This window comes from Pseudoflavonifractor phocaeensis (assembly GCF_021531815.1).
GTDB lineage: Bacteria > Bacillota > Clostridia > Oscillospirales > Oscillospiraceae > Lawsonibacter > Lawsonibacter phocaeensis_A.
Genome location: NZ_JADYUM010000008.1, coordinates 20,658 through 44,235 on the forward strand (window position 1 = coordinate 20,658; position 23,578 = coordinate 44,235).

Genomic DNA, 23,578 nt, shown 5'->3' on the forward strand with positions numbered 1-23,578 from the left:
TGTTTGATTGGTCAAAAGACGTAATTGGAAAGAACATAATAGGGGGTGCCGTCAGAACTGTCCGACCAGCTGATCTCGTCCCCGAAGCACTCAAAATAGGGAATACTGGGGGCGACGCCCCGTCGGCCGTACTGGTCCGTGTATATGGCGGCGAAGTGAAGAATGTCCCCACGCTCCAGGTCCATGTCCATGGCGTCAAAGCGGAAAAACTGCTCTGCGTCCACGTCCCAGTTCTGTGGCTGTTCACAGGGCTCCAGCCAGGTGACCAGCCGAAAGTTTTTGAACAGGCCTACCTTCAGGTCCCGCACATCCACGGCGCCGAATTTGGTGTCCAGATTCAGTTCCTGGTCCCGTAGCCAGCCGTAGCCCTCAGCGAGGTGGAACAGCCCGTCTTTCCCGCGCTCCTCGTGAAGAAAGCAGCTCTCCAGACCGTAAATATCCAGTTGGGGCAGACTGTCCTGGTACAAGCCGCTGTAATTGTCCAGCAGCTGGGTCTGCCGGGTGTCTCCATTGACAAAGACGGCGGACAGGGTGATGGAGTCGGTGAGTTCGCAGGTGACCTCACCGGTAAACGCCCGGCCGGGGCTCTCCTGGGCAGGGAACTCCGCCGGGCCGTCGCCGCTGTCAGCCAGGAACACCACCTCCATCCCCTCCACGTAGGTCTTGGGGACCGCCCGCAGGGAGAAGGTGACGGTGTTTCGGGACAGGTCCCAGCCGGTCATTTCCGTACCGTAGTCGGCGGTCAGGTCGTTCTGGGATTTTAAGATCTCCTCCACCCGGTTGGTGATGGTGTTGATCTGGTGGTCCACGGAATAGCTGATGTTGTTGATGGAGTTGGACAGGTTGTTGTACTGGTTGTCCATCCGGTCCAGACGCTCCATCAGCCGCCAGCCGCCCCAGAGGACTGCCAGAGCGGCCAGTACATAGGGCCAGCGTCTGCGCTTTTTCGGCTTGGGCTGGGCGGCCAGATAGCGGTCCACAATCTCCTCCACCATGCGCAGCTGGGCATCGGACAGCTCGCCGGAGGCGGCTTCGGGGGAGGGAGCCGCCGGCTGTTCCTCCTCCACCCCCAGCAGCCAGCCCACGGAGACGTGAAACAGGCGGCTCAGGGCCACCAGTTTGTCGATGTCGGGCAAAGACGTATCCGACTCCCATTTATAGATGGACTGCCGGGACACCCCCAGGGCTTCGCCGAGGTTCTCCTGGGACAGCTCCAATTCTTTCCGTTTGGCCGCGATGCGCTGACCTGTCGTCATAGGCTCGACCTCCTTGGCCCCAAGGGTATCAGCGGCGGCGGAAAAGGGCCACCGCCCGGCGGTTGATTTTCTGCTAACCAGCGGTTTACATGGGCCGGGATGCCTTGGGCCCCAAGGGATTCAGCGGGAGGCGAAGAAGAGCTCGATCTCCGCCCGGCCGGCCTGGACCGAGCCCTGGACAAACTCAGGCTTGCCGCCGCCCCGGCCGTTGAGGGCCTGATTCATCTCCTTGGCGAAGGCGCGCAGGTCGCCGCCGGCCTGACCCACGGCGTACTTGTAGCCCTGGCCGTCGGCCCCGGAAAAGACGGCGCACCGTCCGCCGCAGGCGTGAAGCACCCCGTCACACAGCCGCCGCAGTCCGTCGGGAGAGAGCCCCCCCTCAAAGAGAAGCACGTCCCCGGCTCCGGCGTACTGCTCCGCCAGGGCGGCGAAGCGCTGGTCCTCCATGGTGAGAATGCGGGATTTCAGCGCGGCGTTCTCCTCCAGCAGCCTCTGAACGGCGGCCCCCGTTTCAAAGACCTTGGCGGACAGCAGGTTGGACACCTGGTGGTTCTGGTCTGCGATTTGATTGACATAACGCAGCGCCCGGCCTCCGCACACCAGCTCGATGCGCACACCCTCCCGGAACTTCTGGACGGACAGGAGCTTGACGAAGCCCACCTGTCCGGAGGTGGCCACATGGGTGCCGCAGCAGGCGCAGGTGTCCGCCCCGGGGAAAGAGACTATGCGCACCCGGCCGGACAGCTCCTTTTTGCTCCGGTACTCCAGGGCCGCCAGCTCCTGGGGGGAGGGGAAGGTGATGGAGATGGGGTGGTCCTCCCAGATGTAGCGGTTGGCCTCCGCCTCCAGCTCCCGGAGCTGGGTTTCGTCCAACAGAACATTTAAATCGATGGTGATGACGTCGGCTCCCATGTGGAAGCCCACGTTGTCGCAGCCCCACTTGGCGTGGGCGATGCCGGAGACAATGTGCTCCCCGGAGTGGTGCTGCATCAGGTCGAAGCGGCGGTCCCAGTCGATGGTCCCCTCCACCCGGGAGCCCGCCTCCAGGGGCTTTTCACAGGTGTGGACCACATGGCCCTCCCGCTCATGGACCTCCAGCACCCGCACGCCCCCCAGGACCCCCAGGTCATAGGGCTGGCCGCCTCCCTCGGGGTAAAAGGCGGTCTGGTCCAGCACCACGTCCCAGCCCTTTTTGGCCTGGGTACAGGACTGGACCACGGCGGAAAACTGGGTGAGATAGGGGTTTTCTTCATATAGTTTTTCCATGGTATTTCACCTCAAGCGCATCAATGTTACGATACTCAACAGCATACCATATTTCCAAGGAAAAGAAAAGAGGACCGCCGGGCGGTCCACTTATTGATGTGTATTATCCAAAATCATGGCGGCCTTCGCCGCTAATACCATGAGATTCCAGAATGCGAACAATTTGTTCAATGGCACAAAAACAGTCGTTGTCCTGCAAGGAAGGGTCCGCAAGAACTTTTTTGATTTCCAAGATAGCTTGATAGCAAGTCCCTTCAATCACCTGATTTAGGTTGAATTGCATTTCGGGAAAACGAAGCTCAGCGTAGGAATTCCGGAATGCGTAGGTGAGTATTTTTTGAGTGGGGTCATTCATAATAGTTTTCCTCCTTTTGCTACCATATGATAGCATATCAAAAAGGAAGATGCAACAAAATGGTAGCATCTCTTTGGGGGAGATGCTATGTTCTTTCAGAGATTGGAAGATTTAAGAATCGATAACGATAAAACACAGCAGGAAATAGCGGAATTACTTCATTGCAAGCGGGAGGTTTACCGTAGGTACGAAAAAGGCATCCGCGAGATTCCTGTATGGGCGCTAATTGTATTGGCCGAGTTTTATCATACCAGTACCGATTACATTTTGGGGCGAACGGATGATCCAAAACCATATCGGAAAAAATAATGGCAGCCGCCGCGCGGCTGCCATTTTTACTTGCGCAGTTTAACCGATCCCGCCGCACAGAGCGCCCAGCACCAGCACCAGCAGGGTGACGCCGCAGAACAGGTACTTGGCCATGGGGTAGAACCAGGGACCCAGAGGCTTGGACCGGGCCAGGTTGACCTGCTCCAGCACGTAGTCCTTGCCGCACACCCAGAAGAACATGACCGCGGCCAGGAGGGCGCCGATGGGGCAGATGTAGATAGAGCATACGTCCATCCAGTCGGAGACGATGGGGGCGATGGACAGCCCCACCACCAGGCCCAGGGCGCCGATGATGGCCACAGCCACGGGCCGCTTCAGGTGGAACAGCTCCTGAAGGGTGGCGGTGGGGGCCTCGAACAGGTTGATGAGGGAGGTCAGGGCGGCGAAGGTGACGGCCACGAAGAAGATGATGAGAATGATTCCGCCGCCGGGGATGTCCTTGAGCACATTGGGCAGGAAAATGAACATCAGGCCCGGGCCGCTGTTGTTCAGCTGCTGTCCGGCCACCGCCATGGCGGGGATGATGACCAGGGCGGCCAGCAGGGCGGCGCAGGTGTCGAACAGAGCCACCATCTTGGCGTCGGCGGGGACGTCGGAGTCATCACTCAGGTAGGAGCCGTAGATCAGGGTGCCGTTGCCCGCAATGGACAGGGAGAAGAAGGCCTGGCCCAGGGCGAAGACCCACACCATGGGGTCCAGCAGTCCCTCGGGCTTGAGGACGAAAATGTACCGGTAGCCCTCCGCCGCGCCGGGCAGGGTGGCCAGATAGACGGCCAAACCCACGAACAGCAGGAAAAACAGGGGGGTCATTACCTTGTTGGCCTTCTCGATGCCCTTTCCGATGCCGAAGGCCATGATGACAATGGTCACCGCCATGCCCGCCACCTGCCAGAAGGTGTTGCTGGTGGCGGTGGCGCCGAACTGGGCGGCAAAGGCGTCCAGGTCCGCCAGGGCGGACAGGGAGCCGGAGAGGGCGCTGGCGGTGTACTTGAAGATCCAGCCGGTGACCACCGAGTAGCCGATGGCCATGGCCAGGGAGCCCAGCACCGGGATCAGGCCCAGCAGCCGCCCGGGCTTGTCGGTGCCGAAGCGCAGCCTGGTGGCGGTGCCGAAGGCATCCACCGGACCGGACCGGGTGGCCCGGCCGAAGGCCATCTCCCCGATGACGCCGGTAGAGCCGATGATGACCACGAAGATCAGATAGGGGATGAGAAAGGTAGCCCCGCCGTATTTGGAGACCCGGGCGGGGAAGAGCCAGATGTTGCCCATGCCCACCGCCGAGCCGATACAGGCCAGAATAAAGCCCCACTTGGAGCCCCAGGAGTCGCGTTTGGTACTGTGTGTCATATGTCACACCCCTTTGTGTGATGCGGCCCAGCGCCGGGTGTTATTTCATCATACCATAGAAACCCCAAATTGCAAAGATGCTTTTTAAACCCCTTCTGGGTAAAAAAGTTCCGCCCCCACGCACTCTTGCTTGCAATCCGGGCCATCCTATTGTACAATCAAAAAGAACGCCACAAGGCATATGGAGAAAAGGACGGTGAGCATCCATGAGCATGACGGTCATCAAGTCGGTAGACCCCCGCAGCCCGGCCCGGCGGGCGGGCGTCCGGGCGGGGGAGACCCTGACCCATATCAACGGCCACCAGATCGTGGATGTGCTGGACTATAAGTTTTACAGCTACGACCCCAAGCTGGAGCTGACCCTGAACGGGGCGGACGGTTCCACCCGCACCCTGCGGGTACGGAAGATGGAGGGGGAGGACCTGGGACTGGAGTTTGAGACTTATCTCATGGACCGGGCCCGCTCCTGCGCCAACAACTGCATCTTCTGCTTCGTGGACCAGATGCCTCCGGGGATGCGGAAGAGCCTGTACTTCAAGGACGATGACGCCCGGCTCAGCTTCCTTATGGGCAATTACCTGACTCTGACCAACCTGTCCCAACGGGAGGTCCAGCGGATCATCGACCTGCGCATCTCCCCCATCAACGTGTCCGTCCACACCACCGACCCGGTCCTGCGGTGCGAGATGCTGAAAAACAAGCGGGCGGGGGAGGCCATCGACACCATGCGCCGCTTCGCCAAAAACCATATCACCATGAACTGCCAGATCGTCTCCTGCCCCGGCATCAACGACGGTCCGGCTCTGGACAGGACCCTGAACGATCTGGCGGAGATGTACCCGGCGGTGAACAGCATCTCGGTGGTGCCCGTGGGGGTGACCAAATTCCGGGAGGGGCTGTACCCCCTGAAGCCCTACACCCGGGAGCAGGCCGCCGCCCTGGTGGACCAGGTGGAGGCCTTTGCCGCCCGTCACCTGGAAAAGCAGGGGACCCGTCTGGTGTGGTGCTCCGACGAGTTCTACCTCCTGGCAGGCCGGGACCTGCCCCCGGAGGACTATTTCGAGGAATTTACCCAGCTGGACAACGGAGTGGGCATGCTCACCCTGCTGGCCCAGGAGTTCCGCCGGGCCCTGGATCTGATGGAACCTGGGGAAATGGAGGGGGCGAGACCCTTTTCCGTCGCCACCGGCGTGTCCGCGGCCCCTTATTTATCCCAATTGGTTGACATGGCCCGGGAGAAATGTGGTACAATAAAAGGGAACGTATATCCCATCGTCAACCGCTTTTTTGGGGAGACCATTACGGTGGCCGGGCTGGTCACCGGCGGCGATTTGATCGCGCAGCTGCGGGGGAAGGACCTGGGGGAGCGGCTGCTCATCCCCGCCAACATGCTTCGGGCCGGGGAACGGGTCTTTTTGGACGACGTGTCCCTGGACGATGTGGAGCGGGAACTGGGAGTCCCCGCCATCCCGGTGGCCCAGGACGGCTATGAGCTGCTGGACGCCATCTGCGGCGTGATCCCCGTCCCCGCCGCCTCCATGCCTAACTTACCGGAGGACGAGTATTACCGGTATAACCCCGGCGTCCGGTAGAGGGAAAACCAAAACGAAGCCCAGCGGAGCGGGTTCGTTTTGGAGAGGAGGAGCAAGGAAGCGATCTTGCGGCATTTGTCTGACAAATTCCGCCGAGCGCGGACTTTGCGACGACGAACCGGAGGACGAGTATTACCGGTATAATTCCGGCGTCCGTTTTTAATATGGATCGTGGTATCTATCTTTGAGAAGTGTGAGGAATGATATGAAGCCATTAGTAGCCATCGTGGGCCGGCCCAACGTGGGCAAGTCCATGCTGTTCAACAAGCTCTGCGGCCAGCGGCTGTCCATCGTGGAGGACACCCCCGGCGTCACCCGGGACCGGCTGTACGCCCAGTGCGAGTGGAGAAACCGGGTGTTCGACATCGTGGACACCGGCGGTATCGAGCCGGGGACCGATGACCAGATCCTGTCCTTCATGCGGGAGCAGGCGGAGATCGCCATTTCCACCGCCACCGTCATCGTCTTTGTCTGCGACATCAAGACGGGGATGACTGCCGCCGACCAGGAGGTGGCCAACATGCTCCTCCGGTCCCGGAAGCCGGTGGTGCTGGCGGTGAACAAGGCCGATCAGACCGGACGGGAGAACCCGGACGTCTATGAGTTCTATAACCTGGGCCTGGGGGACCCCATCTCCGTCTCCGCCCTCCACGGCCACGGCACTGGCGACCTGCTGGACGCCTGCTTTGCCTACTTCCCCCCCGAGGAGGAGGAAGAGGAGGAGGATGACGTCATCAAGGTGGCCGTCATCGGAAAGCCCAACGTGGGCAAGTCCTCCCTGGTCAACCGGATTTTGGGGGAGGAGCGGGTCATCGTCTCCAACGTGGCGGGCACCACCCGGGACGCGGTGGACAGCCCCTTTGAAAACGAGAAGGGCAAGTACCTGTTCATCGACACCGCCGGGATGCGGAAGAAGTCCAAGGTGGACGACCGCATTGAGAAGTTCTCCGTCCTCCGGGCCACCATGGCCATCGAGCGGGCGGACGTCTGCCTCATCATGATCAACGCCGAGGACGGGGTCACGGAGCAGGACACCAAGGTGGCCGGTCTGGCCCATGAGGCGGGAAAGGCCTGTATCATCGTGGTCAACAAGTGGGACGCCATCGAGAAGGACGGCAAGACCATGGACAAGATGCGCCAGGACGTGATGCGGGACCTGAGCTACATGACCTACGCCCCCATCGTGTTCATCTCCGCCCTGACGGGCCAGCGGGTGGACCGGCTCTTTGACCTGATCAACTATGTGAATAACCAGGCTGCCACCCGCATCTCTACCGGCATGCTGAACACCGTCCTGGCCGACGCCACTGCCCGGGTCCAGCCCCCCACGGACAAGGGCCGCCGCCTGAAGATCTATTATATGACCCAGACGGGCATCCGCCCGCCCCATTTCGTCTGTTTCTGCAACGACGCGCGGCTGTTCCATTTCTCCTACCAGCGGTATCTGGAAAACCAAATTCGCAGTACCTTCGGTCTGGAGGGGACTCCCATCCGTATGACCATCCGGCAGAAGGGCGATAAGGAGGGGTAAGAATGTCCTATGTGAACTGGCCCGCCCTGGCGGGAGCTCTGTGGCTCCCTCTGCTGATAACGGCAGTACAGGCATACTTCTGGGGCTGCTTTAACGGGGCGGTCATCGTGTCCAAGTATATCCTCCACGACGATGTGCGTAACCACGGCAGCGGCAACGCGGGCCTGACCAATTTTCACCGCACCTTCGGCGGCCTGCTCACCTTTGTGGTCATTCTTTGCGACGTGTTGAAGGCTGTGGCCGCCATCCTCATCGGCGTGGCCATCAGCCAGTGGTTTTGTCTCCCGTTCTATACCCCCGTTGTGGCCAAATACTGGGCCGGACTGTTCTGCCTCCTGGGCCACATGTTCCCCTGCATGTTCCACTTCAAGGGGGGCAAGGGCATCCTGTCCGGGGGAACCATCGCCCTGATGATCGACTGGCGCATCGCCCTGGTGGTGTGGGGCGGCTTCCTGATCCTGGCGGTGCTCACCCGGTATGTGTCCCTGGGTTCCTGCTGGGCGGCCGCTTCCTTCCCCTTTGCCACCTGGTTCGTCTATCAGAACACGGTGTTGACCGTCATGGCTTTTTTCATTGGCGGTCTGGTGCTGTATAAGCACCGGGGCAATATCAAGCGCCTGCTCACCGGGACAGAGAGCAAGTTCACCCTACATAAAAAGAAATGAAATTGTGAAAGACAGGGTGGCCTGTGGCCACCCTGTCTTTTGGAAATGAATCATCAAAAGGAGAATTTTTCCATGAAGATCACAGTGGTGGGCAGCGGCGGCTGGGGCACGGCTCTGGCGCTGCTGCTGTTGGAGAACGGACATGAGGTGACCATCTGGTCCCACCGGCCGGAAAAGACCGCCCTCCTGCGGGAGCGGAGGGAGAATCCCATGCTGCCCGGTGTTCCGCTGCCTGAGGCGATGAACTACACCAGCGACCTGGCCGGGGCGGCGGACAGCGGCGCCGTGCTGATGGCCACTCCCTCCTACGCTGTCCGGGAGACCACTCGGCAGCTGGGAGCCTATCTGACGCCTGGCACCATCGTCATCTCCGCCTCCAAGGGCATCGAGAAGGACAGCTCTCTGCGTCTGAGCCAGGTCATTGAGGAGGAACTGGGGGGCAAATGCCCCGTGGTGGTGCTGTCCGGCCCCTCCCACGCGGAGGAGGTGGGCCGCCATATCCCCACCGGCGTGGTGGCCGCTGCCGATGATCTGGCGATGGCAGGGCAGGTCCAGGACCTGTTCATGAATCCCCGTTTCCGGGTGTACACCAGTGATGACCGGGTGGGGACCGAGATCTGCGCCGCCATGAAAAACGTCATCGCCCTGTGCGCCGGCTGCTGTGACGGCCTGGGCTGTGGGGACAATACCAAGGCTTTGCTCATGACACGGGGCATGGCGGAGATCGCCCGGCTGGGCGTGGCCCTGGGCGGGCGGAAGGAGACCTTCACCGGGCTGGCCGGGATGGGGGATCTCATCGTCACCTGCTGCTCCATGCACTCCCGGAACCGCCGCTGCGGCATCCTCATCGGCCAGGGGAAGCCAATTCAGGTGGCGCTGGAGGAAATCGGCGCCGTGGTGGAGGGCTACTACGCCGCCGCCAATGCCCGGACACTGGCCCAAAAGGCGGGGGTGGAGATGCCCATTTCCCAGGCCGCTTACGAGGTGCTGTACGAGGGCCGGGAGGTCCGCGGGGTGGTGTCCCACCTGATGGGCCGGGAAAAGCGCTCTGAGCTGGAGGAAAGCTGGAGCTGAAAGCAATGAATGGTAAAAACCGCCTGCAGAAGCAGGCGGTTTTTTCTGTCCCTCGCACGGGTGGCCCGTTTTCCGCATAGCATGGGGAAACAGGGCGGGCCCAGGCCCGCGGAACAGGAGGCAATTATGTCAGGGTTAGGAACGTTGCGGGTCCGGGTTTTTACATCCAATGCCCAGATCCCGGTGGAGGGCGCCACAGTGGTCATCACGGGAACGGGAGAAAACGGGAAGCAGAACCTGATCTCCGTCCAGATCACAGACCGGAGCGGGCTGATCCAACCCGTGGCCATCCGGACACCGGCCTCAGGGGAGAGCACCAGTCCCGACGGGATGAACGGCGGTCTGCCCTTTACATTGGTCAACGTGTGGGTGGAACATTCGGGCTTTGCCATGCTTCAAATGGACGGGGTCCAGGTCTTCCCCAAGATCGAGACGGTGCAGGATGTGGAGCTGGTCCCTCTGGGGGAGGGGGAGAGCAGCCTCCAGCAGCGGGAGGTCCGGGAGTTCCCCTCCCAGAACCTGTGAGGTGAGCCATGGCGGATATTTTCCCCTATATTCCCAAGACTATCACGGTACACATGGGACCGCCAGACCAGTGGGCGGAGAATGTCACAGTCTCTTTTCCGGATTATGTAAAAAACGTGGCCTCCAGCGAGATCTATCCCACCTGGGAACCGGCGGCCATCCGGGCCAATATCCTGGCCATCATCTCCTTTGCCCTGAACCGGGTCTACACGGAGTTTTATCCCAGCCGGGGCTATGATTTTCAGATCACCGCCTCCACCGCCTACGACCAGAAATTCATCCGGGGGCGGAATATCTTTGAGAACATCAGTCAGATGGTGGATGAGATCTTCAACAACTATATCCGCCGCCAGGGCTTTGTGGAGCCCCTGTCCGCCAAATTCTGCAACGGCACCACCACCACCTGCGACGGACTGTCCCAGTGGGGGAGCCAGGACCTGGCAAAGCAGGGCTACAACTCCATGGAGATCCTGCGCACCTACTATGGGGACGACATTGAGCTGGTGGTGGACGCCCCCATCCAGGACATCACCGCCTCCTATCCCGGCGTCCCCCTGCGGCTGGGGGCGGTGGGGGACGATGTGCTGCGGATCCAGGTCATGCTGAACCGGATTTCCCAGAATTACCCGGCCATCCCCAAAATTTCTCCCGTCACCGGAACCTTTGGAGAACCCACCGAGGCCGCGGTCAAGGAGTTCCAGCGCATCTTCAACCTGACTCCGGACGGGGTAGTGGGGAAGGCCACCTGGTACCAGATGGTCTTCCTCTATACGGGTGTGCTGCGGCTGTCCGAGCTGGTGAGCCAGGGCCAGACCTTTTACGGCTTTGAATTTCAGTATCCCGGTGTGGTGCGGGAGGGGGACACGGGGGACGCGGTCCGTATCCTCCAGTATATGCTGGCCCTGCTGGCGGAGTTTGAGGACGCCCTGCTGCCCATCACCGTGGACAGCGTCTTTGGCCCCCAGACCGCCCAGGCGGTGCGGCAGTACCAGAGCCTGGTGGGCTTGATCCCCGACGGGATCGTGGGGGAGGCCACCTGGAACTCCCTGTACAGCCACGCCTCCCAGGCCTACTTCGCCCTGAGCCGTGACACGGTGCGGGCCCAGGCCTTCCGGCAGTCCATCACGCCGACCTCCACTGGCCAGGGAGAACGGTTTGCCGACACGCCCCGGCTGGGACAGTTCCCGGGGCAGGATGTGGGCTTAGGACAGAATGACCACCAGAAGGGGGTGATGGTATGAATCACGTGAGGAGAGAGGTTTTGGAGCGGGAAATGCTGGCCCAGCCGGTGAGAAGCCTCCAGTATATGCTGCGGCGGCTGTCCATGGTGTATGATTTTCTGCCCCGCCTGGTGACGGACGGGATCTTCGGAGAGCGGACCCTGGAGGCGGTGATGCTGTTCCAGCGGGAACTCCATCCCCCGGTGACCGGGGTGGTGGACCGGGGGACCTGGGAGGCCATCCGGACCCTGTGGGGCCAGGTGGAGCGGGAGGTCTCCGGCGCCAACGCCCTGCGGGCCTTCCCTTCGGAAGAGACCCGGGTGGAGCCCGGGGCGGAGGCGGAGTATATGATCCTGCCCCAGACCATGTTTCAGGTCCTGGGCCGCCACCTGAACGGGATCACGGAGGGACCGGTGCTGGGCATCCATGACCGAGCTTCCGTGGACAATGTTCACTGGCTCCAGCACGCGGCGGGGCTGAAAGAGGACGGCGTTATGGACCGCCGGACCTGGGAGATGCTGGTCCGGCTATACGAGATCTTTGTGATCCGGGAACTGGACCGGAGCCGCCGGGCCTTCCTGGGCGGTTGGGGATAAAAGGAACAGAAGACCTTCGGACTCCCGGAATTTCCGGGAGCCCGAAGGTTTTTCATAGGGAGGGGACTGGCCATGGAGCCTGTTGCGCCGTGGCCTACGGAGCTTTGTGTGACAAGGTCGCCCCCCGCGGCTCAATTTACCGCGCTCTGATGGGATTGCCGGCAGCATACCGTCCCGTGCAAAAGGGAAAACGTTGACCGGTCACCCCAGGAACATCTGGGTCCAGTGGTTCCCTTTGGAGACGTAACCCACGCCGATCTGGGTATAGGAGGCGTTCAGAATGTTGGCCCGGTGGCCGCTGGAGTTCATCCAGCCGTTGACCACCGCCTGGGGGGTGGTGTAGCCTTTGGCGATATTCTCCCCGGCAGTGCGGTAGGAGAGGCCGAAGGCGCGGATCATCTGGCCAGGAGAGCCGTATGTAGGGCTGTTGTGGGCGAAGTAGCCCTGGTCTAGCATGTCCTGGGATTTGTAGCGGGCCACCCGGGACAGCTCCCAATTGGCGGTCAGCGGCCGCAGGCCGTTTTCCTGCCGGATCTGGTTGACCAGGCGGATGACCTCGGCCTCATAGCTGGCCACTGTGCTTTCCAGCTGGGGGATCTGCAGGACCTGACCCGGATAGATCAGGTCGGGATTGCTGACCTGGGGATTGGCCCCGATGATCTCGCTGGTGCCCACCTGGTAGCGGACTGCCAGCTTCCACATGGTGTCGCCGGCGGCCACGGTGTGGGAGAGGGAGGCCGCCGAGGCGGGAATGGTAAGCAGGCTTCCGGTCAAAAGGGCCGTGGCCAACAAAAGGCGCGTCTTTTTCATAGCGTTAGTACCTCGCAAAAATAGTATTCCTCGCTGACAATAAAATTGTAACCGTTTTGTAACTATTTTGCAAAGGGAATATTTGACATGCAACACCGGAGCAAGCGGCGCTTGCTCCGGTGTACGTGGGTCTCCGCTTATGCGGTGGGTGCGGGCTTGTCATCTGGGACCGAGCGGGACATTCCGCCGCCCTCGGGAGGCTGTGTGCCCCGGCCTCCCCGGCCGTCCATTGGCATTCTGCCGTCATCTGTGGGATCCTGGCTCCCGTCCATGGGCCGTTGACCGCCGCCCATGGAGCCTTTGCCGCCGCCCATGGCGGACTGGCCGTAGCTGGTCACCAGATCGGTGAGGGTCAGGGAGGCCAGCTCGGTCCCGCCGCTGTATGTGCCGCCGGAGCAGAGTCCGGCGCTGTCACTGCCGGTATAGTCTCCCCCGTAGGACACGGTATAGGCGCCGCCCTGTACCAGTTCCGGGGAACTGAACAGGACCGTTGCGGCGGAGGCGGCCATGCGGAAAACGAAGTTCTGGCCTTCGCCGGCCAGTTGAACGCAGGTCCCGGCCTCCAGAGTGGTCCCGAAGTTGAGGAGAACCGCGCACTGGGCGGCTTCCCGCGGAGAACCCGACATCCTGCCTGCGTCGCAGGCCAGCAGGACGCCGTTCTCCAGAGTGAAGCCGCTGTCGCAATCCACCGCGCCGTCGCCGCTTCCGGTGCTGAAGACCTGCACAGTGCCGCCGGTCACGGTAAGGGCGCCGTTACTGTCCAGGCCGTCGCCGCCCGCTGTTACAAACAGGTTTCCTCCGGAGATGGTGAGGGCGTGGCTGGCGCCGGACACGGTGAAGTCGTTCCCCATGCCCCGTCCGCCGAAACCGCTGCCATCCATGCCGCTGGCGGCGTTGACTCCGTCATCGGCAGCGGTGATCTGAATGGTCCCGCCGGAGATGTCGATGTCAGAACCCTCCAGACCTTCGTAGGAGGTTTGGACCTCCATGGAGCCGCCGCTGACGGTCAGGGTCTCGTCCGCGTGAAAGGCGTCATCTCCGGTAGAGACGGTGTAAACGCCACCGGAGACCGTCAGGTTCCCGTTGGAGTGAAAGGCGTCGTCGCCGCAGTCCATGGAATAGGCGCCGCTGTCCAGAACCAGCGCGGTACCGGCCTTGATGCCTTTAGCGCTCTGGTCCACGCCGAGGTCGGTGGCGTGTCCGCCGCCGGTGGTAATGACGTAGTCACCACTGGAGAGGGTGACCGAAGTTTCCCCTTGGATGCCGTCCCCCCCAGCGGTGAGGTTCAGAGAGGCGTTGGATACGCTGACCCAGCCCAGAGAGGCGTCCGCATCGTTGGTGGAGCGGATGGCGTCTCCGCCGCAGGCCACCGTGACAGAGGCGCTGTCGATGGTGTTGGAATCCTTGCCGTTGATGCCGTGATTCGCAGCGGTGACCTCTAGCGTCAGGTCGTAAATGGCCAGGGTGTCTTTGGAGGTGATGCCGTTGTTATAATTTGCGGTCACCGCCAGACTGCCCGCCCCCTCCAGAACAAGGTCGGCCTTGCTGTACAGGCAGGCGTTGGGCTCCTCCTCCTCGGCGGAGGACAGGTTGTCCGCGAAGGTGTAGGAGGCCCCGTCGGTCAGGGCGTTTTCCGTGCCCTCCACCAGATGTACGGTGGCGGCACTGGCCTTGTACACATACAGGGGGCTTCCGTAGGAGCAGGTGATGTCCGCACCCTTCAGGGCCACCGTCACGTCCTTGTCAGGGGCGTTGACGATGATCCGCCCGTCATTCAGAGTGCCGCGGACGGCGTAGACGCCCCCGGCAGTGATGGTGACCACGCCGCCGTCGGCCTGGGCCCCGCTCCCCGTCACAGAGGCCGCGTCCCCGGACAGGGTGATCACGGTGGCGGAGGACAGGTCCAGCGCCGCGGGCGTCCGGGGCTGGGCGGCGTCTGAAGGGGAGGACGCCTGGAGTTGGACAGCCTCGGGGGAAGAAATGTCTGGCGATGTGCCGCCGCCGGTCTGCCCGCAGCCGGTCAGCAGCCCCAGCGCCAGGGCCGCGGAAAGAGAAATAGAGAGCCATGTGCAATATGGTTTCACAAGAATTACCTCCTGATGGTCAGATGGAACAGGATCACCGGGCCGGGGGTGACCTGTGCCTATATTGAAACGCGGGAACCTAAAGCAGAATTAAAGAGAGGGGGGCACAGAGGATACTTTACAAAAAGTTCATCTTTGCCCGTCCAATCTTTAAGTTCCCTTTAGGATGGGAGTCCATGATACAGTCAGCGCGGCGGGACGGAACAGGTTCGCTGCAAGCGTTTTCCAACAGACCGGTTGTAAGACAGACTCAGATGACGGAAGGAGGCTGACCCATGGCGAAACAGATCCAGCAGAGCTTCAAGCGCTTTGAAAAGAAGTATCTCCTGACACGCGAACAATATGACGCGCTGTTGGATGGGATGAGGCCTTATATGAAGGCGGATCAGTACGGCCGCTACACCATCTGCAATATCTACTATGACACGGAGAACTTTCAGCTGATTCGCACCTCGCTGGAGAGCCCGGTCTATAAGGAGAAGCTCCGGCTGCGCAGCTACGGTGTGCCCGGGGACGATCAGAAGGTGTTTGTGGAGATCAAGAAGAAATTCGACCATGTGGTCTATAAGCGGCGGACGGTCATGCCATGCGCTGAGGCGGTGGAATACCTGGCGGGGCGCGCCAGGCCGCGGACGGAGGATCAGATCTGCCGCGAGATCGACTGGTTTCTCAAAAGCTACCGGCCCGAGCCCCGGGTGTTCATCGCCTATGACCGCTCCGCCCTGGCCGGGATCGAAAACGGAGAACTGCGGGTCACCTTTGACACCAATCTGCGCTGGCGGGACCAGGACCTGGACCTGCGCCGGGGGGACGGCGGAAAACTGATCCTGCCCCAAGACCGGATCCTGATGGAGGTCAAGATCCCCGGAACGGCGCCGGTGTGGCTGGGGCGCCTGCTCAGCGAGGCCGGGGTGTTCCCCGCGTCCTTCTCCAAATACGGCGTCTGCTACCGGCAGAATCTGCTGGCACAGGCGGTCCCAAACCTGAGGTGTGGCGGAAGTAACGGCCCCGTATCCTGCCCATCCCCATCTGACAAGGAGGCTTATTTCCATGCTTGATTCCATCATTACCACCCAGATCACCCTCCAGGTGTTTGCCATCTGTACCGCCGTGTCTCTGGCCCTGGGAGTGGGCGCCGCGCTGCTGTGTATGTACAAGAGCCGCTACACCCAGAGCTTTATCCTTACGTTGGCCATGCTCCCGGCTGTGGTCCAGGTGGTCATCATGCTGGTCAACGGCAATATCGGCGCGGGTGTGGCCGTGGCAGGCACCTTCAGCCTGGTCCGGTTCCGCTCCGCGCCGGGCACGGCCCGGGAGATCGGCATGATCTTTCTGGCCATGGCCATCGGCCTTGCCACCGGAATGGGTTATGTGGCGCTGGCGGTCCTCTTTTTCCTGATTATGGCGGTCTTTGTGCTGGCACTCACCGGACTGCGCTTTGGCGGCGGCAACGAACAGGAGCGGGAGCTGAAGATCACCATCCCCGAAAACCTGGATTATGACGGGCTGTTCGACGATCTTTTTCAGACGTACACCCGGTCCGCCCGCCTGGAGCGGGTGAAGACCACCAATATGGGGACGCTATATGAGCTGCACTACAGCGTGGTTTTGAAGACCGAGCGTATTCCCAAGGAATTTTTGGACGCGCTGCGGTGCCGGAACGGAAATTTGAACATCGTATGCGGCAGGGCCGCGACAAAGGAAGCACTTTAAATTAAAGGACAGGCGATTGCGTACATTGCGTTTCACAGCCGCCTGTCCTATAATGGATTCGGGTGATGATATGCGTTTACTGCTTGCGGAAGATGAACTGGATCTGGCGGAAGCGCTGACTGTCTTCTTTGAAAAGAACCAATTCAGCGTGGACGCCGTCCACGACGGGGCGGCCGCCTATGACTATGCCTGCACAGGGAATTATGACGCGGTCATTTTGGACATTATGATGCCGAAAATGGACGGCATCCAGGTGGTACAGAAGCTGAGGAAAAACGGCGTCTCTACCCCCGTCATGATGCTGACGGCCAAGGGGGAGAAGGATGACCGTATCGCGGGCTTTGACGCCGGGGCGGATGACTATCTGCCCAAGCCCTTTGCCCCGAATGAGCTGCTCTCCCGGGTCCGGGCCATGCTGCGCCGGGGCGGCGATTACAAGCCGCCGCTTCTGGCCTTCGGGGACCTAGTGATGGATAGCGGAGCCGGAGAACTGCGCTGCGAAAGCCGGAGCATAAAGCTCAGCGGCCGGGAGTACCAGATGATGGAGCTGTTTCTGCGCGCGCCCAGGACCATTTTTTCCGCGGAGCGTATCATGGAGCGGGTCTGGGGCTGGGACTCCGAGGCGGAGATCAGCGTGGTCTGGGTCCACATCTCCAACCTGCGGAAGAAGATCAAAGGGATCGGCTCCCACGCGGTGATCCGCGTGACCCGGGGGATGGGCTATTCATTGGAGGACGGAAATGATCCATAAGCTGCGCCGGAAATTTATCTGTATCGCCATGGCTTCCGTGACCCTGGTCATGCTGCTGATGGCGGTCTCCATCAACGCCATCAATTTTCTGTCCACCGACCATGACCTGGAGCACACCTTGGAACTGATCTATGAGAATGAGGGGAATATGCCCCAGCCGTCGCCGCCGGGCAAGCCGGGGCCGAGGCGGGAGGACCGCTTCAGCATGGAGAAACCCTACTCCACCCGGTATTTTGTCCTGTACTATACGGACTCCGGAGAGTTGCTCCGGGCGGATATGAGGCACATCGCCGCCGTCACGGAGGAGGACGCCGGGACCTATCTGGAGATCGCCGGGAGGCAGGGGGAGGGATTCGGATATACAGGAACTTACAAATTTTATGTGGCGGATACCGGCGACCAGTACATGGCGGTTTTTCTGGACTGCTACAATGAGTTCCACTCCCTGAGGACTTTTGGCTTCATTTCTCTGCTGGTGGTGGCCGGCGGCGTGGCACTGGTCTTTTTGCTGGTGCTGGTCCTGTCCCGGCGGGCCATTACCCCTGTGGTCCAAAACGCCGAGAAGCAAAAGCAGTTTATCACAGATGCCAGCCATGAGCTGAAAACGCCCCTTACAGTCATCAATACCAGCCTGAAGGTGCTGGAGATGGAGACGGGGAGGAGCAAATGGATCGATAAGATCCAGGGCCAGACCGACAAGCTGACCAGATTGGTCAACGATCTGGTGACCCTCTCGCGGCTGGATGAGGAGAAGCCGCCCCTGCAGGTCAGCGAGTTCAATCTCAGCACAGCGGTGGAAGAGACGGCGGAATCCTTCCGGGATTTCGCCGCGGCTCAGGGACACGCGCTGAAAACGGCGGTGGAGCCGGAGCTTTGCTGCCGCGGGGATGAGTACGCGGTCCGGCAATTGATTTCGATTCTGCTGGACAATGCCATCAAGTACGCGGACCCTGGGGGAGAGATCCTCCTGTCTTTGGAGAAACGGAAGAAAGGCACCCTGCTGCGGACGGTGAATCCCTGTGCCTCCGTGGAGGAACAGGAGACGGAGAAGCTGTTTGACCGCTTTTACCGCGGGGACAGGGCGCGGTCCGGCAGCGGCTTCGGTGTGGGCCTGTCCATTGCGCGGAGCATCGTGGAGGCGCATCGGGGCACGATCACGGCGGACTGTCCGGCTCCAGGGATCATCCGGTTTTCCGTTGCGCTGCGGTGACGGGCCGGCCTATGCAGAGCACGCGGGTGCCACGAAACATGGAATGTGTTGTGCACCATGCTGAAAAATCTTGACAAATTGATTGGAAGTTGTATCATATGAATAACTGAAAACGCATCGATCCGGATGCTGTTTGAAATGGAGGAGTCGATGATGACACAGCATTTGCCATTGTCAGTTCGTGTGCCCATTGAGGCGGATAACCCCAGCATTTGCCGGGATGAATCCCGCTGTATCAAGTGCGGGATGTGTAAGGAGGTCTGCACGCAGCAGATCGGCGTGCATGGCACCTATACTCTGGAGGAAACAGGCGGGAAAGCCATCTGCATCCACTGTGGGCAGTGCGCCAACGTCTGTCCGCCCGCCAGCATCACAGAAGTATACGAGTACCCGGCGGTCCGGGCCGCCGTGAAGGACCCAGATAAGGTGGTCATCGTCAGCACCTCCCCCTCCGTCCGCGCGGCGCTGGGCGAGGAGTTCGGGATGCCCAAGGGCTCCTTTGTCCAGGGGAAAATGGTGGCCCTGCTGCGGGCGCTGGGCGCCGACTACGTGCTGGACACCAGCTTCTCCGCCGACCTGACCATCGTGGAGGAGGCCAGCGAGCTGATCCGGCGCATCACCACCGGGGACAAGCCTCTGCCCCAGTTCACCAGCTGCTGCCCCGCCTGGGTCAAGTTCGCGGAGACCTATTACCCGGAGCTGCTGCCCAATATCTCCACCGCCAAGAGTCCCATCGGGATGCAGGGCCCCACCATCAAGACCTACTTTGCTAAGAAGATGGGCATTGACCCGGAGAAGATCGTCAATGTGGCTCTGACCCCCTGCACGGCCAAGAAGTTCGAAATTCGACGCTCCGAGATGAACGCGGCGGGCAAGAAGCTGGGTATCCCCACCATGCGGGACATGGACCAGGTCATCACCACCCGGGAGCTGGCTCTGTGGGCCAAGGAGGAGGGAATTGACTTCGCCTCTCTGCCTGACAGCGACTACGACCGCCTGATGGGCGAGGCCTCCGGCGCGGGCGTCATCTTCGGCAACACCGGCGGCGTCATGGAGGCCGCCCTGCGGACGGCTTACGCCTTTATCACCGGCCAGCAGCCTCCCGAGGCCCTGCTGGACCTCCAGCCTGTCCGGGGCTACGACGGCATCCGGGAGGCCAGCCTTGACATCAACGGCATCACGGTGAACGTGGCTGTGGTCTACGGCACGGCCAACGCCCGGAAGATGATCGAACGGGTGAAGTCCGGCGAGAAGCAGTACCATTTCATCGAGGTCATGACCTGTCCCGGCGGGTGCATCGGCGGCGGCGGTCAACCCCGGGACATCCTAGCGGACGCGGACGAGACCCGCAGGGCCCGCATCGGCAGTCTGTACCAGCGGGATGCGGACATGAAGCAGCGCCTGAGCCACGAGAACCAGGAGATCAAGCAAATTTATGAGGATTTCTACGGCCAGCCTTTGAGCGAGCTTGCGGAAAAAATGCTGCACACGGCCTATCTGGACCGGAGCGGCGACTTAAAACAAGGAGGAGCAACAAAAATGGCAAAGTGGAAATGCAAGGTATGCGGTTACATCTATGAGGGCGAGGAGCTGCCCGCCGACTTCAAGTGCCCGGTCTGCCGGCAGCCCGCATCCGCCTTTGAGAAGGTGGAGGAGGCTCCCAAGGCCGGTACCTCTCCCTACGCCGGCACCAAGACGGAGAAAAACCTGGAGGAGGCCTTCGCCGGCGAGAGCCAGGCCCGAAACAAGTACACCTACTTCGCGCTGGTGGCCCAGCGGGAGGGCTATGAGGAACTGGCGGAGTTGTTTTTGAAGACCGCCCGCAACGAGCAGGAGCACGCCCGGATCTGGTTCCAGGAGCTGGGTCACATCGGCGACACGGCTGAAAATCTGCTGGCCGCCGCTGAAGGTGAGAACTATGAGTGGACCGACATGTATGACCGGATGGCCCGTGAGGCGGATGAGGAGGGCTTCCACGACCTGGCGGACCGGTTCCGTATGGTGGGCGCCATTGAGAAGCGCCATGAGGAGCGCTACCGCAAGCTGCTGGACGACGTGCAGATGAAGCAAGTCTTTGAGAAGAGCGGCCAGACCATGTGGGAGTGCCGCGTCTGCGGCCACATCGTGGTGGGCACCAAGGCTCCCGAGGTGTGCCCCGTGTGCAAGTACAGCCAGGCATATTTTGAGGTACATAAGATCTGAGTTCCGGGGCAAATGCTGACGGCCCCATTCCCTTGGAACTTGATGTCCGGGAAGATGCAATTTGAGAAAACCACCGGTTCCCATATAGGGGACCGGTGGTTTTCCTGCTTCTCAGTGTGTCCATGCTGGCCGCAAAGACCGCAAAGGTTGAAACCAAATGAAAACATTGCGCAGCTCCTGGCCTGTTGTTATAATGAGATCATCAACTGAAGCTGGGCCGGAGGTAAGCTATGCTGAATTTTTTTGCACTGACGTCAGATGAATTTGCGGCTCTCTCCCGGGATATTTTACAAAGATTTCTGGGAAAGCCGTTTTTTCTCACCGATGGTTCGCATGACAGCGGAGCGGATTTCATAGACGTTCCCGGCAGGCGCGCGACCGTAGGCCAAGCCAAGCACTACATCACGACTCCGGTGGACAAGCTGTTTCGCGATCTGCGGCGGGAGCAGGAGCACATACGGGAATTGCAGCCGGAAGCCTACTATTTATTCCTTTCTAAAGACTTGACCGCTCCACGTTTGGAAGAAGCCGTTGCTCTTTTTCAAGGGCTTACTGTGTTTGATCTCGATCATGTTTTCACACTGAGCCGCATCAACGATTTGCTCCAGAAAAGATCTTATCGGGATATTTTGGAACAGTACCCCAGGCTCTGGAACTTTTCTATGGAGAACCTGAATCGGGCCCTGTATAAAAATGTTGATTTTGACACCAAGGAAATGCTCCTGGGGATTCAGACCTGCAGTGAATTTGTGCCGACCGAGAGCTATTGTGCATGTATGGAACAGCTGGAGCAGGGGCACGTGGTTCTTCTCCAGGGCTTGCCGGGCACAGGAAAGACCATGCTCTCACGACGGGCCGCATTGGAACTGGCACAGCGGGGCTACCGGGTGCATTACACAACGGACGGCAATATACGGGACATAAAAAGTGTGCTCTCCAATGACGATACACCGGAATTGATCCTGTTTGATGATTTTCTTGGGCAATTGTACGTTTCCTTGGATATGAGCCGTGCCAAGGAGCTGGAAACACTGCTTGGTTTTGTGCGGCGCAACAAAGCCAAGCGGCTGCTGTTAAACTCCCGGGTTACCGTGCTCCAGGAAGCGGAGCGAAAAATCCCTCTCTTTGCCCGTATCCTTTCCGGAATTACCCGCATCAGTACCGATCACCTGACAGAACTGGAAAAAGCGCGGATCCTCCGAAGTCATTTCAAAAAGTACTGCGCTGACTGTCCCAATGTTTTCCGGCCTTTTGTTTCGGAACAGCTATATTGGAAAACCATCCGGCACCGGAATTTTAATCCGCGCATCATCAGCATGATACCCGCTCTCCTGCGGGAAACCCGGGATCCCGAGACATTCTGCATGCGATTTCAAAGATTGCTTGACGATCCGGAGATGATCTGGAAACAGGAATTCGAAGAAAACCTTCGCCCAGAGGACAGAGTGTTGTTGACTACGCTTTATTCTCTAACGAATACCCAGGTGGATGTGGAACTGCTGAAAACTTGCTATGCGGCGCGCATGAAAAATATGCCTGAAATCGACAGTACCGTCAACCATCTGGAAAATGCATTAACACGGCTGAACCGCTCTATGATCCGCCAGGTTTGGGGCGAGACGCGGAACATCTCAGTTCTCAATCCATCCGTCAATGATTTCCTTCACTCGTATATTTGCCATCATCCATTGGAACAAGAGGCCATCGTTGCCTCTGCCGTATACTTTGAGCAAATAGATAAGATTTTGCACCAACAGACTCCATCTGCGGATTTCCAAAATCCGTCGCTGTTATCTGAAGTGATCGCAAAGAAGGTGCAGGACCATTCGATTTTAAACCTTCGTTTTTTGAACCAGGCACAGCTGGGCAACATCTTGGCCTGCTTTTGCGTCATACAGCGCCCCGTCCAAGATCATATCTACCGGGAGCAATTTTTAAAATTGCTTCGGGAGGGCCTGGTAAGTTGCTCCAAGCCCTTTGCTCTAAGAAGCTGCCTGGCTTATATCCGCCCGCTATTCTCGCAGCCGCTGTACACCTATTATCAGATAAACCGTCAATTGGCCGACCATAAATTTGTATCCGCGCTGGTACATGGCTATTATTCTTCCAGTGAAGAGCTGTTTCAAGCATTGACGCTTTTTTGGTCTGCCCTGACAGCGTCTGAACCGGAGTATCAGTATGATGTGCAGTCCTTTTCCCGGGAAGCAACAGAACGCGCAGAGGAACTGCTGCTGGGAGAATTTGGTGATTTTCAAAGGTTTGTATTGGATGTGTATGATGACACCGGGTTCGAACGTATGGTGCGGGAAACCGATGCCCATATGCATCCGGATGATATCATAGATTACCTGGAAAATGAGGTGGCCAGCTTCCTTGAGAATGACCTTACAGAACAGTTTATTGCGTATGTAATGTGCGCCGTCCGTGAAGTTTTGGAAGGACAGCCCTGGTTCAGCGGAAAAATCAGTTTAACGGAGGATGCCGTTCTGATTGACCAAAATATTTGGGGAGAAGTGGAGATCATGATCGACAATGCCATGTGCGAAGTGCTGTCAGAGGCAGATTACGATTCCTATACCGCCCGCCGACGGGAGCAGCGGCATAGTTTTTATCTGGACAATACCCTCAATTCTGATCGGTATGAGTCCAATTCGAAACAGTACAACGCCCAGATCCGAGCCATATTCGAGGAATGAGGTTCAAAAATGTGTGGCGGGCTGTTTTTGCATCTTGTATACCGTTTGCATGGAAAAAGAAAGCGTGAGCAGTTTCGAACACAGGCTTTCAGGTCTGCACCCAAAACCAAATTACAACCCAGCGAAGCGGTTGTGATTTGGATGAGCGCGCGCTTACTTTAAAAAAAAGTCGGAGCAAGCGATATGCAGCTTGCTCCGACGTGGTGGTGCGGGCATGGGGACTCGAACCCCAACGCCGGAAAGCACGAGAACCTAAATCTCGCATGTCTACCAATTCCATCATGCCCGCAAATATGAGCGGCAGGGTTACCTGCCGCTATTTGATTGCCTAAATACCCAATCAGTTAAGTGTTAT

Annotated in this window: 20 protein-coding genes and 1 tRNA gene; 14 read left to right on the forward strand and 7 right to left on the reverse strand. The window is 59.6% G+C overall.

Features of this window, described 5'->3' with window-relative positions; genetic code table 11:
- Positions 1-11 precede the first annotated feature (11 nt).
- From I6E42_RS06500 to I6E42_RS06510, 3 genes are all read right to left on the reverse strand, one after another.
- Positions 12-1,256 carry a helix-turn-helix domain-containing protein gene (locus I6E42_RS06500; RefSeq protein WP_235371122.1) on the reverse strand — a complete coding sequence of 415 codons (1,245 nt, stop codon included), beginning with the start codon at positions 1,254-1,256 and terminating at the stop codon, positions 12-14.
- A gap of 120 nt (positions 1,257-1,376) precedes the next feature.
- The gene (locus tag I6E42_RS06505) at positions 1,377-2,522 is read right to left on the reverse strand and encodes an alanyl-tRNA editing protein (protein ID WP_235371123.1); all 1,146 of its coding nucleotides are present in this window, start codon (positions 2,520-2,522) and stop codon (positions 1,377-1,379) included.
- Between the two features lie 103 nt (positions 2,523-2,625).
- The gene (locus I6E42_RS06510) at positions 2,626-2,877 is read right to left on the reverse strand and encodes a hypothetical protein (protein WP_235371124.1); all 252 of its coding nucleotides are present in this window, start codon (positions 2,875-2,877) and stop codon (positions 2,626-2,628) included.
- Positions 2,878-2,964: 87 nt separating this feature from the next.
- On the opposite strand from I6E42_RS06510, the gene I6E42_RS06515 reads away from it, so the two are divergent.
- Complete coding sequence (locus I6E42_RS06515; RefSeq protein ID WP_235371125.1) at positions 2,965-3,186, forward strand: helix-turn-helix domain-containing protein; 222 nt, start codon at positions 2,965-2,967, stop codon at positions 3,184-3,186.
- Positions 3,187-3,225: 39 nt separating this feature from the next.
- Here I6E42_RS06515 and I6E42_RS06520 read toward each other — a convergent pair whose 3' ends face one another.
- Positions 3,226-4,554: a sodium-dependent transporter gene (locus I6E42_RS06520; RefSeq protein ID WP_235371126.1), complete on the reverse strand. Its 1,329-nt coding sequence runs from the start codon at positions 4,552-4,554 to the stop codon at positions 3,226-3,228.
- Between the two features lie 206 nt (positions 4,555-4,760).
- Here I6E42_RS06520 and I6E42_RS06525 point away from each other — a divergent pair, with 206 nt between their 5' ends.
- The 7 genes from I6E42_RS06525 to I6E42_RS06555 all read left to right on the forward strand — a co-directional run bounded on the left by I6E42_RS06525 (position 4,761) and on the right by I6E42_RS06555 (position 11,757).
- Entirely contained in the window at positions 4,761-6,146 is a 1,386-nt protein-coding gene (locus I6E42_RS06525) for a DUF512 domain-containing protein (protein WP_235371127.1), read from the forward strand.
- Between the two features lie 205 nt (positions 6,147-6,351).
- The gene (gene der / locus I6E42_RS06530) at positions 6,352-7,677 is read left to right on the forward strand and encodes a ribosome biogenesis GTPase Der (RefSeq protein ID WP_235371128.1); all 1,326 of its coding nucleotides are present in this window, start codon (positions 6,352-6,354) and stop codon (positions 7,675-7,677) included.
- A 2-nt stretch (positions 7,678-7,679) separates the two neighbouring features.
- Positions 7,680-8,342: a glycerol-3-phosphate acyltransferase gene (locus I6E42_RS06535; protein WP_235371129.1), complete on the forward strand. Its 663-nt coding sequence runs from the start codon at positions 7,680-7,682 to the stop codon at positions 8,340-8,342.
- A 72-nt stretch (positions 8,343-8,414) separates the two neighbouring features.
- The gene (locus I6E42_RS06540) at positions 8,415-9,416 is read left to right on the forward strand and encodes an NAD(P)H-dependent glycerol-3-phosphate dehydrogenase (protein WP_235371130.1); all 1,002 of its coding nucleotides are present in this window, start codon (positions 8,415-8,417) and stop codon (positions 9,414-9,416) included.
- A 126-nt stretch (positions 9,417-9,542) separates the two neighbouring features.
- Positions 9,543-9,941: a spore cortex-lytic protein gene (locus I6E42_RS06545; RefSeq protein WP_235371131.1), complete on the forward strand. Its 399-nt coding sequence runs from the start codon at positions 9,543-9,545 to the stop codon at positions 9,939-9,941.
- Positions 9,942-9,949: 8 nt separating this feature from the next.
- Positions 9,950-11,182 carry a peptidoglycan-binding domain-containing protein gene (locus I6E42_RS06550; protein WP_235371132.1) on the forward strand — a complete coding sequence of 411 codons (1,233 nt, stop codon included), beginning with the start codon at positions 9,950-9,952 and terminating at the stop codon, positions 11,180-11,182.
- Positions 11,179-11,757, forward strand: a complete 579-nt coding sequence (locus I6E42_RS06555; RefSeq protein WP_235371133.1) for a peptidoglycan-binding domain-containing protein — start codon at positions 11,179-11,181, stop codon at positions 11,755-11,757. The genes I6E42_RS06550 and I6E42_RS06555 overlap by 4 nt, the downstream gene beginning before the upstream one ends.
- Positions 11,758-11,958: 201 nt before the next feature.
- Here the strand turns inward: I6E42_RS06555 and safA are convergent, their stop codons facing one another.
- Entirely contained in the window at positions 11,959-12,567 is a 609-nt protein-coding gene (gene safA / locus I6E42_RS06560) for a SafA/ExsA family spore coat assembly protein (protein ID WP_235371134.1), read from the reverse strand.
- Between the two features lie 137 nt (positions 12,568-12,704).
- Positions 12,705-14,651: a carbohydrate-binding domain-containing protein gene (locus tag I6E42_RS06565; protein WP_235371135.1), complete on the reverse strand. Its 1,947-nt coding sequence runs from the start codon at positions 14,649-14,651 to the stop codon at positions 12,705-12,707.
- Between the two features lie 275 nt (positions 14,652-14,926).
- Between I6E42_RS06565 and I6E42_RS06570 the strand changes: the two genes are divergently transcribed.
- The 6 genes from I6E42_RS06570 (at position 14,927) to I6E42_RS06595 (ending at position 23,223) form a co-directional block, all read left to right on the forward strand.
- Positions 14,927-15,709 carry a polyphosphate polymerase domain-containing protein gene (locus I6E42_RS06570; protein WP_235371136.1) on the forward strand — a complete coding sequence of 261 codons (783 nt, stop codon included), beginning with the start codon at positions 14,927-14,929 and terminating at the stop codon, positions 15,707-15,709.
- Complete coding sequence (locus tag I6E42_RS06575; protein ID WP_235371137.1) at positions 15,702-16,364, forward strand: DUF4956 domain-containing protein; 663 nt, start codon at positions 15,702-15,704, stop codon at positions 16,362-16,364. Before I6E42_RS06570 ends, I6E42_RS06575 begins: the two co-directional genes overlap by 8 nt.
- Positions 16,365-16,434: 70 nt before the next feature.
- A complete protein-coding gene (locus tag I6E42_RS06580) occupies positions 16,435-17,115 on the forward strand; it encodes a response regulator transcription factor (protein ID WP_235371138.1) in 681 nt (226 codons plus the stop codon).
- A complete protein-coding gene (locus I6E42_RS06585) occupies positions 17,105-18,325 on the forward strand; it encodes a sensor histidine kinase (RefSeq protein WP_235371139.1) in 1,221 nt (406 codons plus the stop codon). The genes I6E42_RS06580 and I6E42_RS06585 overlap by 11 nt, the downstream gene beginning before the upstream one ends.
- 153 nt (positions 18,326-18,478) lie before the next feature.
- Positions 18,479-20,527, forward strand: coding sequence for a rubrerythrin (gene rbr / locus I6E42_RS06590; RefSeq protein ID WP_235371230.1), 2,049 nt, complete (start codon positions 18,479-18,481; stop codon positions 20,525-20,527).
- A 230-nt stretch (positions 20,528-20,757) separates the two neighbouring features.
- A complete protein-coding gene (locus tag I6E42_RS06595) occupies positions 20,758-23,223 on the forward strand; it encodes an nSTAND3 domain-containing NTPase (RefSeq protein WP_235371140.1) in 2,466 nt (821 codons plus the stop codon).
- Between the two features lie 204 nt (positions 23,224-23,427).
- On the opposite strand, the gene I6E42_RS06600 is transcribed toward I6E42_RS06595, so the two are convergent.
- Positions 23,428-23,512: transfer RNA gene (locus I6E42_RS06600), tRNA-Leu, on the reverse strand.
- Positions 23,513-23,578 lie beyond the last annotated feature (66 nt).

What these genes read in the sequence shown, in the direction of transcription:
- I6E42_RS06520 (WP_235371126.1), bottom strand. Translation starts at nt 4,554, where the DNA reads ATGACACACAGTACCAAACGCGACTCCTGGGGCTCCAAGTGGGGCTTT.
- I6E42_RS06525 (WP_235371127.1), top strand. Translation starts at nt 4,761, where the DNA reads ATGAGCATGACGGTCATCAAGTCGGTAGACCCCCGCAGCCCGGCCCGG.
- I6E42_RS06500 (WP_235371122.1), bottom strand. Translation starts at nt 1,256, where the DNA reads ATGACGACAGGTCAGCGCATCGCGGCCAAACGGAAAGAATTGGAGCTG.
- I6E42_RS06555 (WP_235371133.1), top strand. Translation starts at nt 11,179, where the DNA reads ATGAATCACGTGAGGAGAGAGGTTTTGGAGCGGGAAATGCTGGCCCAG.
- I6E42_RS06595 (WP_235371140.1), top strand. Translation starts at nt 20,758, where the DNA reads ATGCTGAATTTTTTTGCACTGACGTCAGATGAATTTGCGGCTCTCTCC.
- safA (WP_235371134.1), bottom strand. Translation starts at nt 12,567, where the DNA reads ATGAAAAAGACGCGCCTTTTGTTGGCCACGGCCCTTTTGACCGGAAGC.
- I6E42_RS06510 (WP_235371124.1), bottom strand. Translation starts at nt 2,877, where the DNA reads ATGAATGACCCCACTCAAAAAATACTCACCTACGCATTCCGGAATTCC.
- I6E42_RS06585 (WP_235371139.1), top strand. Translation starts at nt 17,105, where the DNA reads ATGATCCATAAGCTGCGCCGGAAATTTATCTGTATCGCCATGGCTTCC.
- I6E42_RS06550 (WP_235371132.1), top strand. Translation starts at nt 9,950, where the DNA reads ATGGCGGATATTTTCCCCTATATTCCCAAGACTATCACGGTACACATG.
- I6E42_RS06570 (WP_235371136.1), top strand. Translation starts at nt 14,927, where the DNA reads ATGGCGAAACAGATCCAGCAGAGCTTCAAGCGCTTTGAAAAGAAGTAT.
- rbr (WP_235371230.1), top strand. Translation starts at nt 18,479, where the DNA reads ATGACACAGCATTTGCCATTGTCAGTTCGTGTGCCCATTGAGGCGGAT.
- I6E42_RS06575 (WP_235371137.1), top strand. Translation starts at nt 15,702, where the DNA reads ATGCTTGATTCCATCATTACCACCCAGATCACCCTCCAGGTGTTTGCC.
- I6E42_RS06580 (WP_235371138.1), top strand. Translation starts at nt 16,435, where the DNA reads ATGCGTTTACTGCTTGCGGAAGATGAACTGGATCTGGCGGAAGCGCTG.
- I6E42_RS06540 (WP_235371130.1), top strand. Translation starts at nt 8,415, where the DNA reads ATGAAGATCACAGTGGTGGGCAGCGGCGGCTGGGGCACGGCTCTGGCG.
- I6E42_RS06505 (WP_235371123.1), bottom strand. Translation starts at nt 2,522, where the DNA reads ATGGAAAAACTATATGAAGAAAACCCCTATCTCACCCAGTTTTCCGCC.
- I6E42_RS06515 (WP_235371125.1), top strand. Translation starts at nt 2,965, where the DNA reads ATGTTCTTTCAGAGATTGGAAGATTTAAGAATCGATAACGATAAAACA.
- I6E42_RS06535 (WP_235371129.1), top strand. Translation starts at nt 7,680, where the DNA reads ATGTCCTATGTGAACTGGCCCGCCCTGGCGGGAGCTCTGTGGCTCCCT.
- der (WP_235371128.1), top strand. Translation starts at nt 6,352, where the DNA reads ATGAAGCCATTAGTAGCCATCGTGGGCCGGCCCAACGTGGGCAAGTCC.
- I6E42_RS06545 (WP_235371131.1), top strand. Translation starts at nt 9,543, where the DNA reads ATGTCAGGGTTAGGAACGTTGCGGGTCCGGGTTTTTACATCCAATGCC.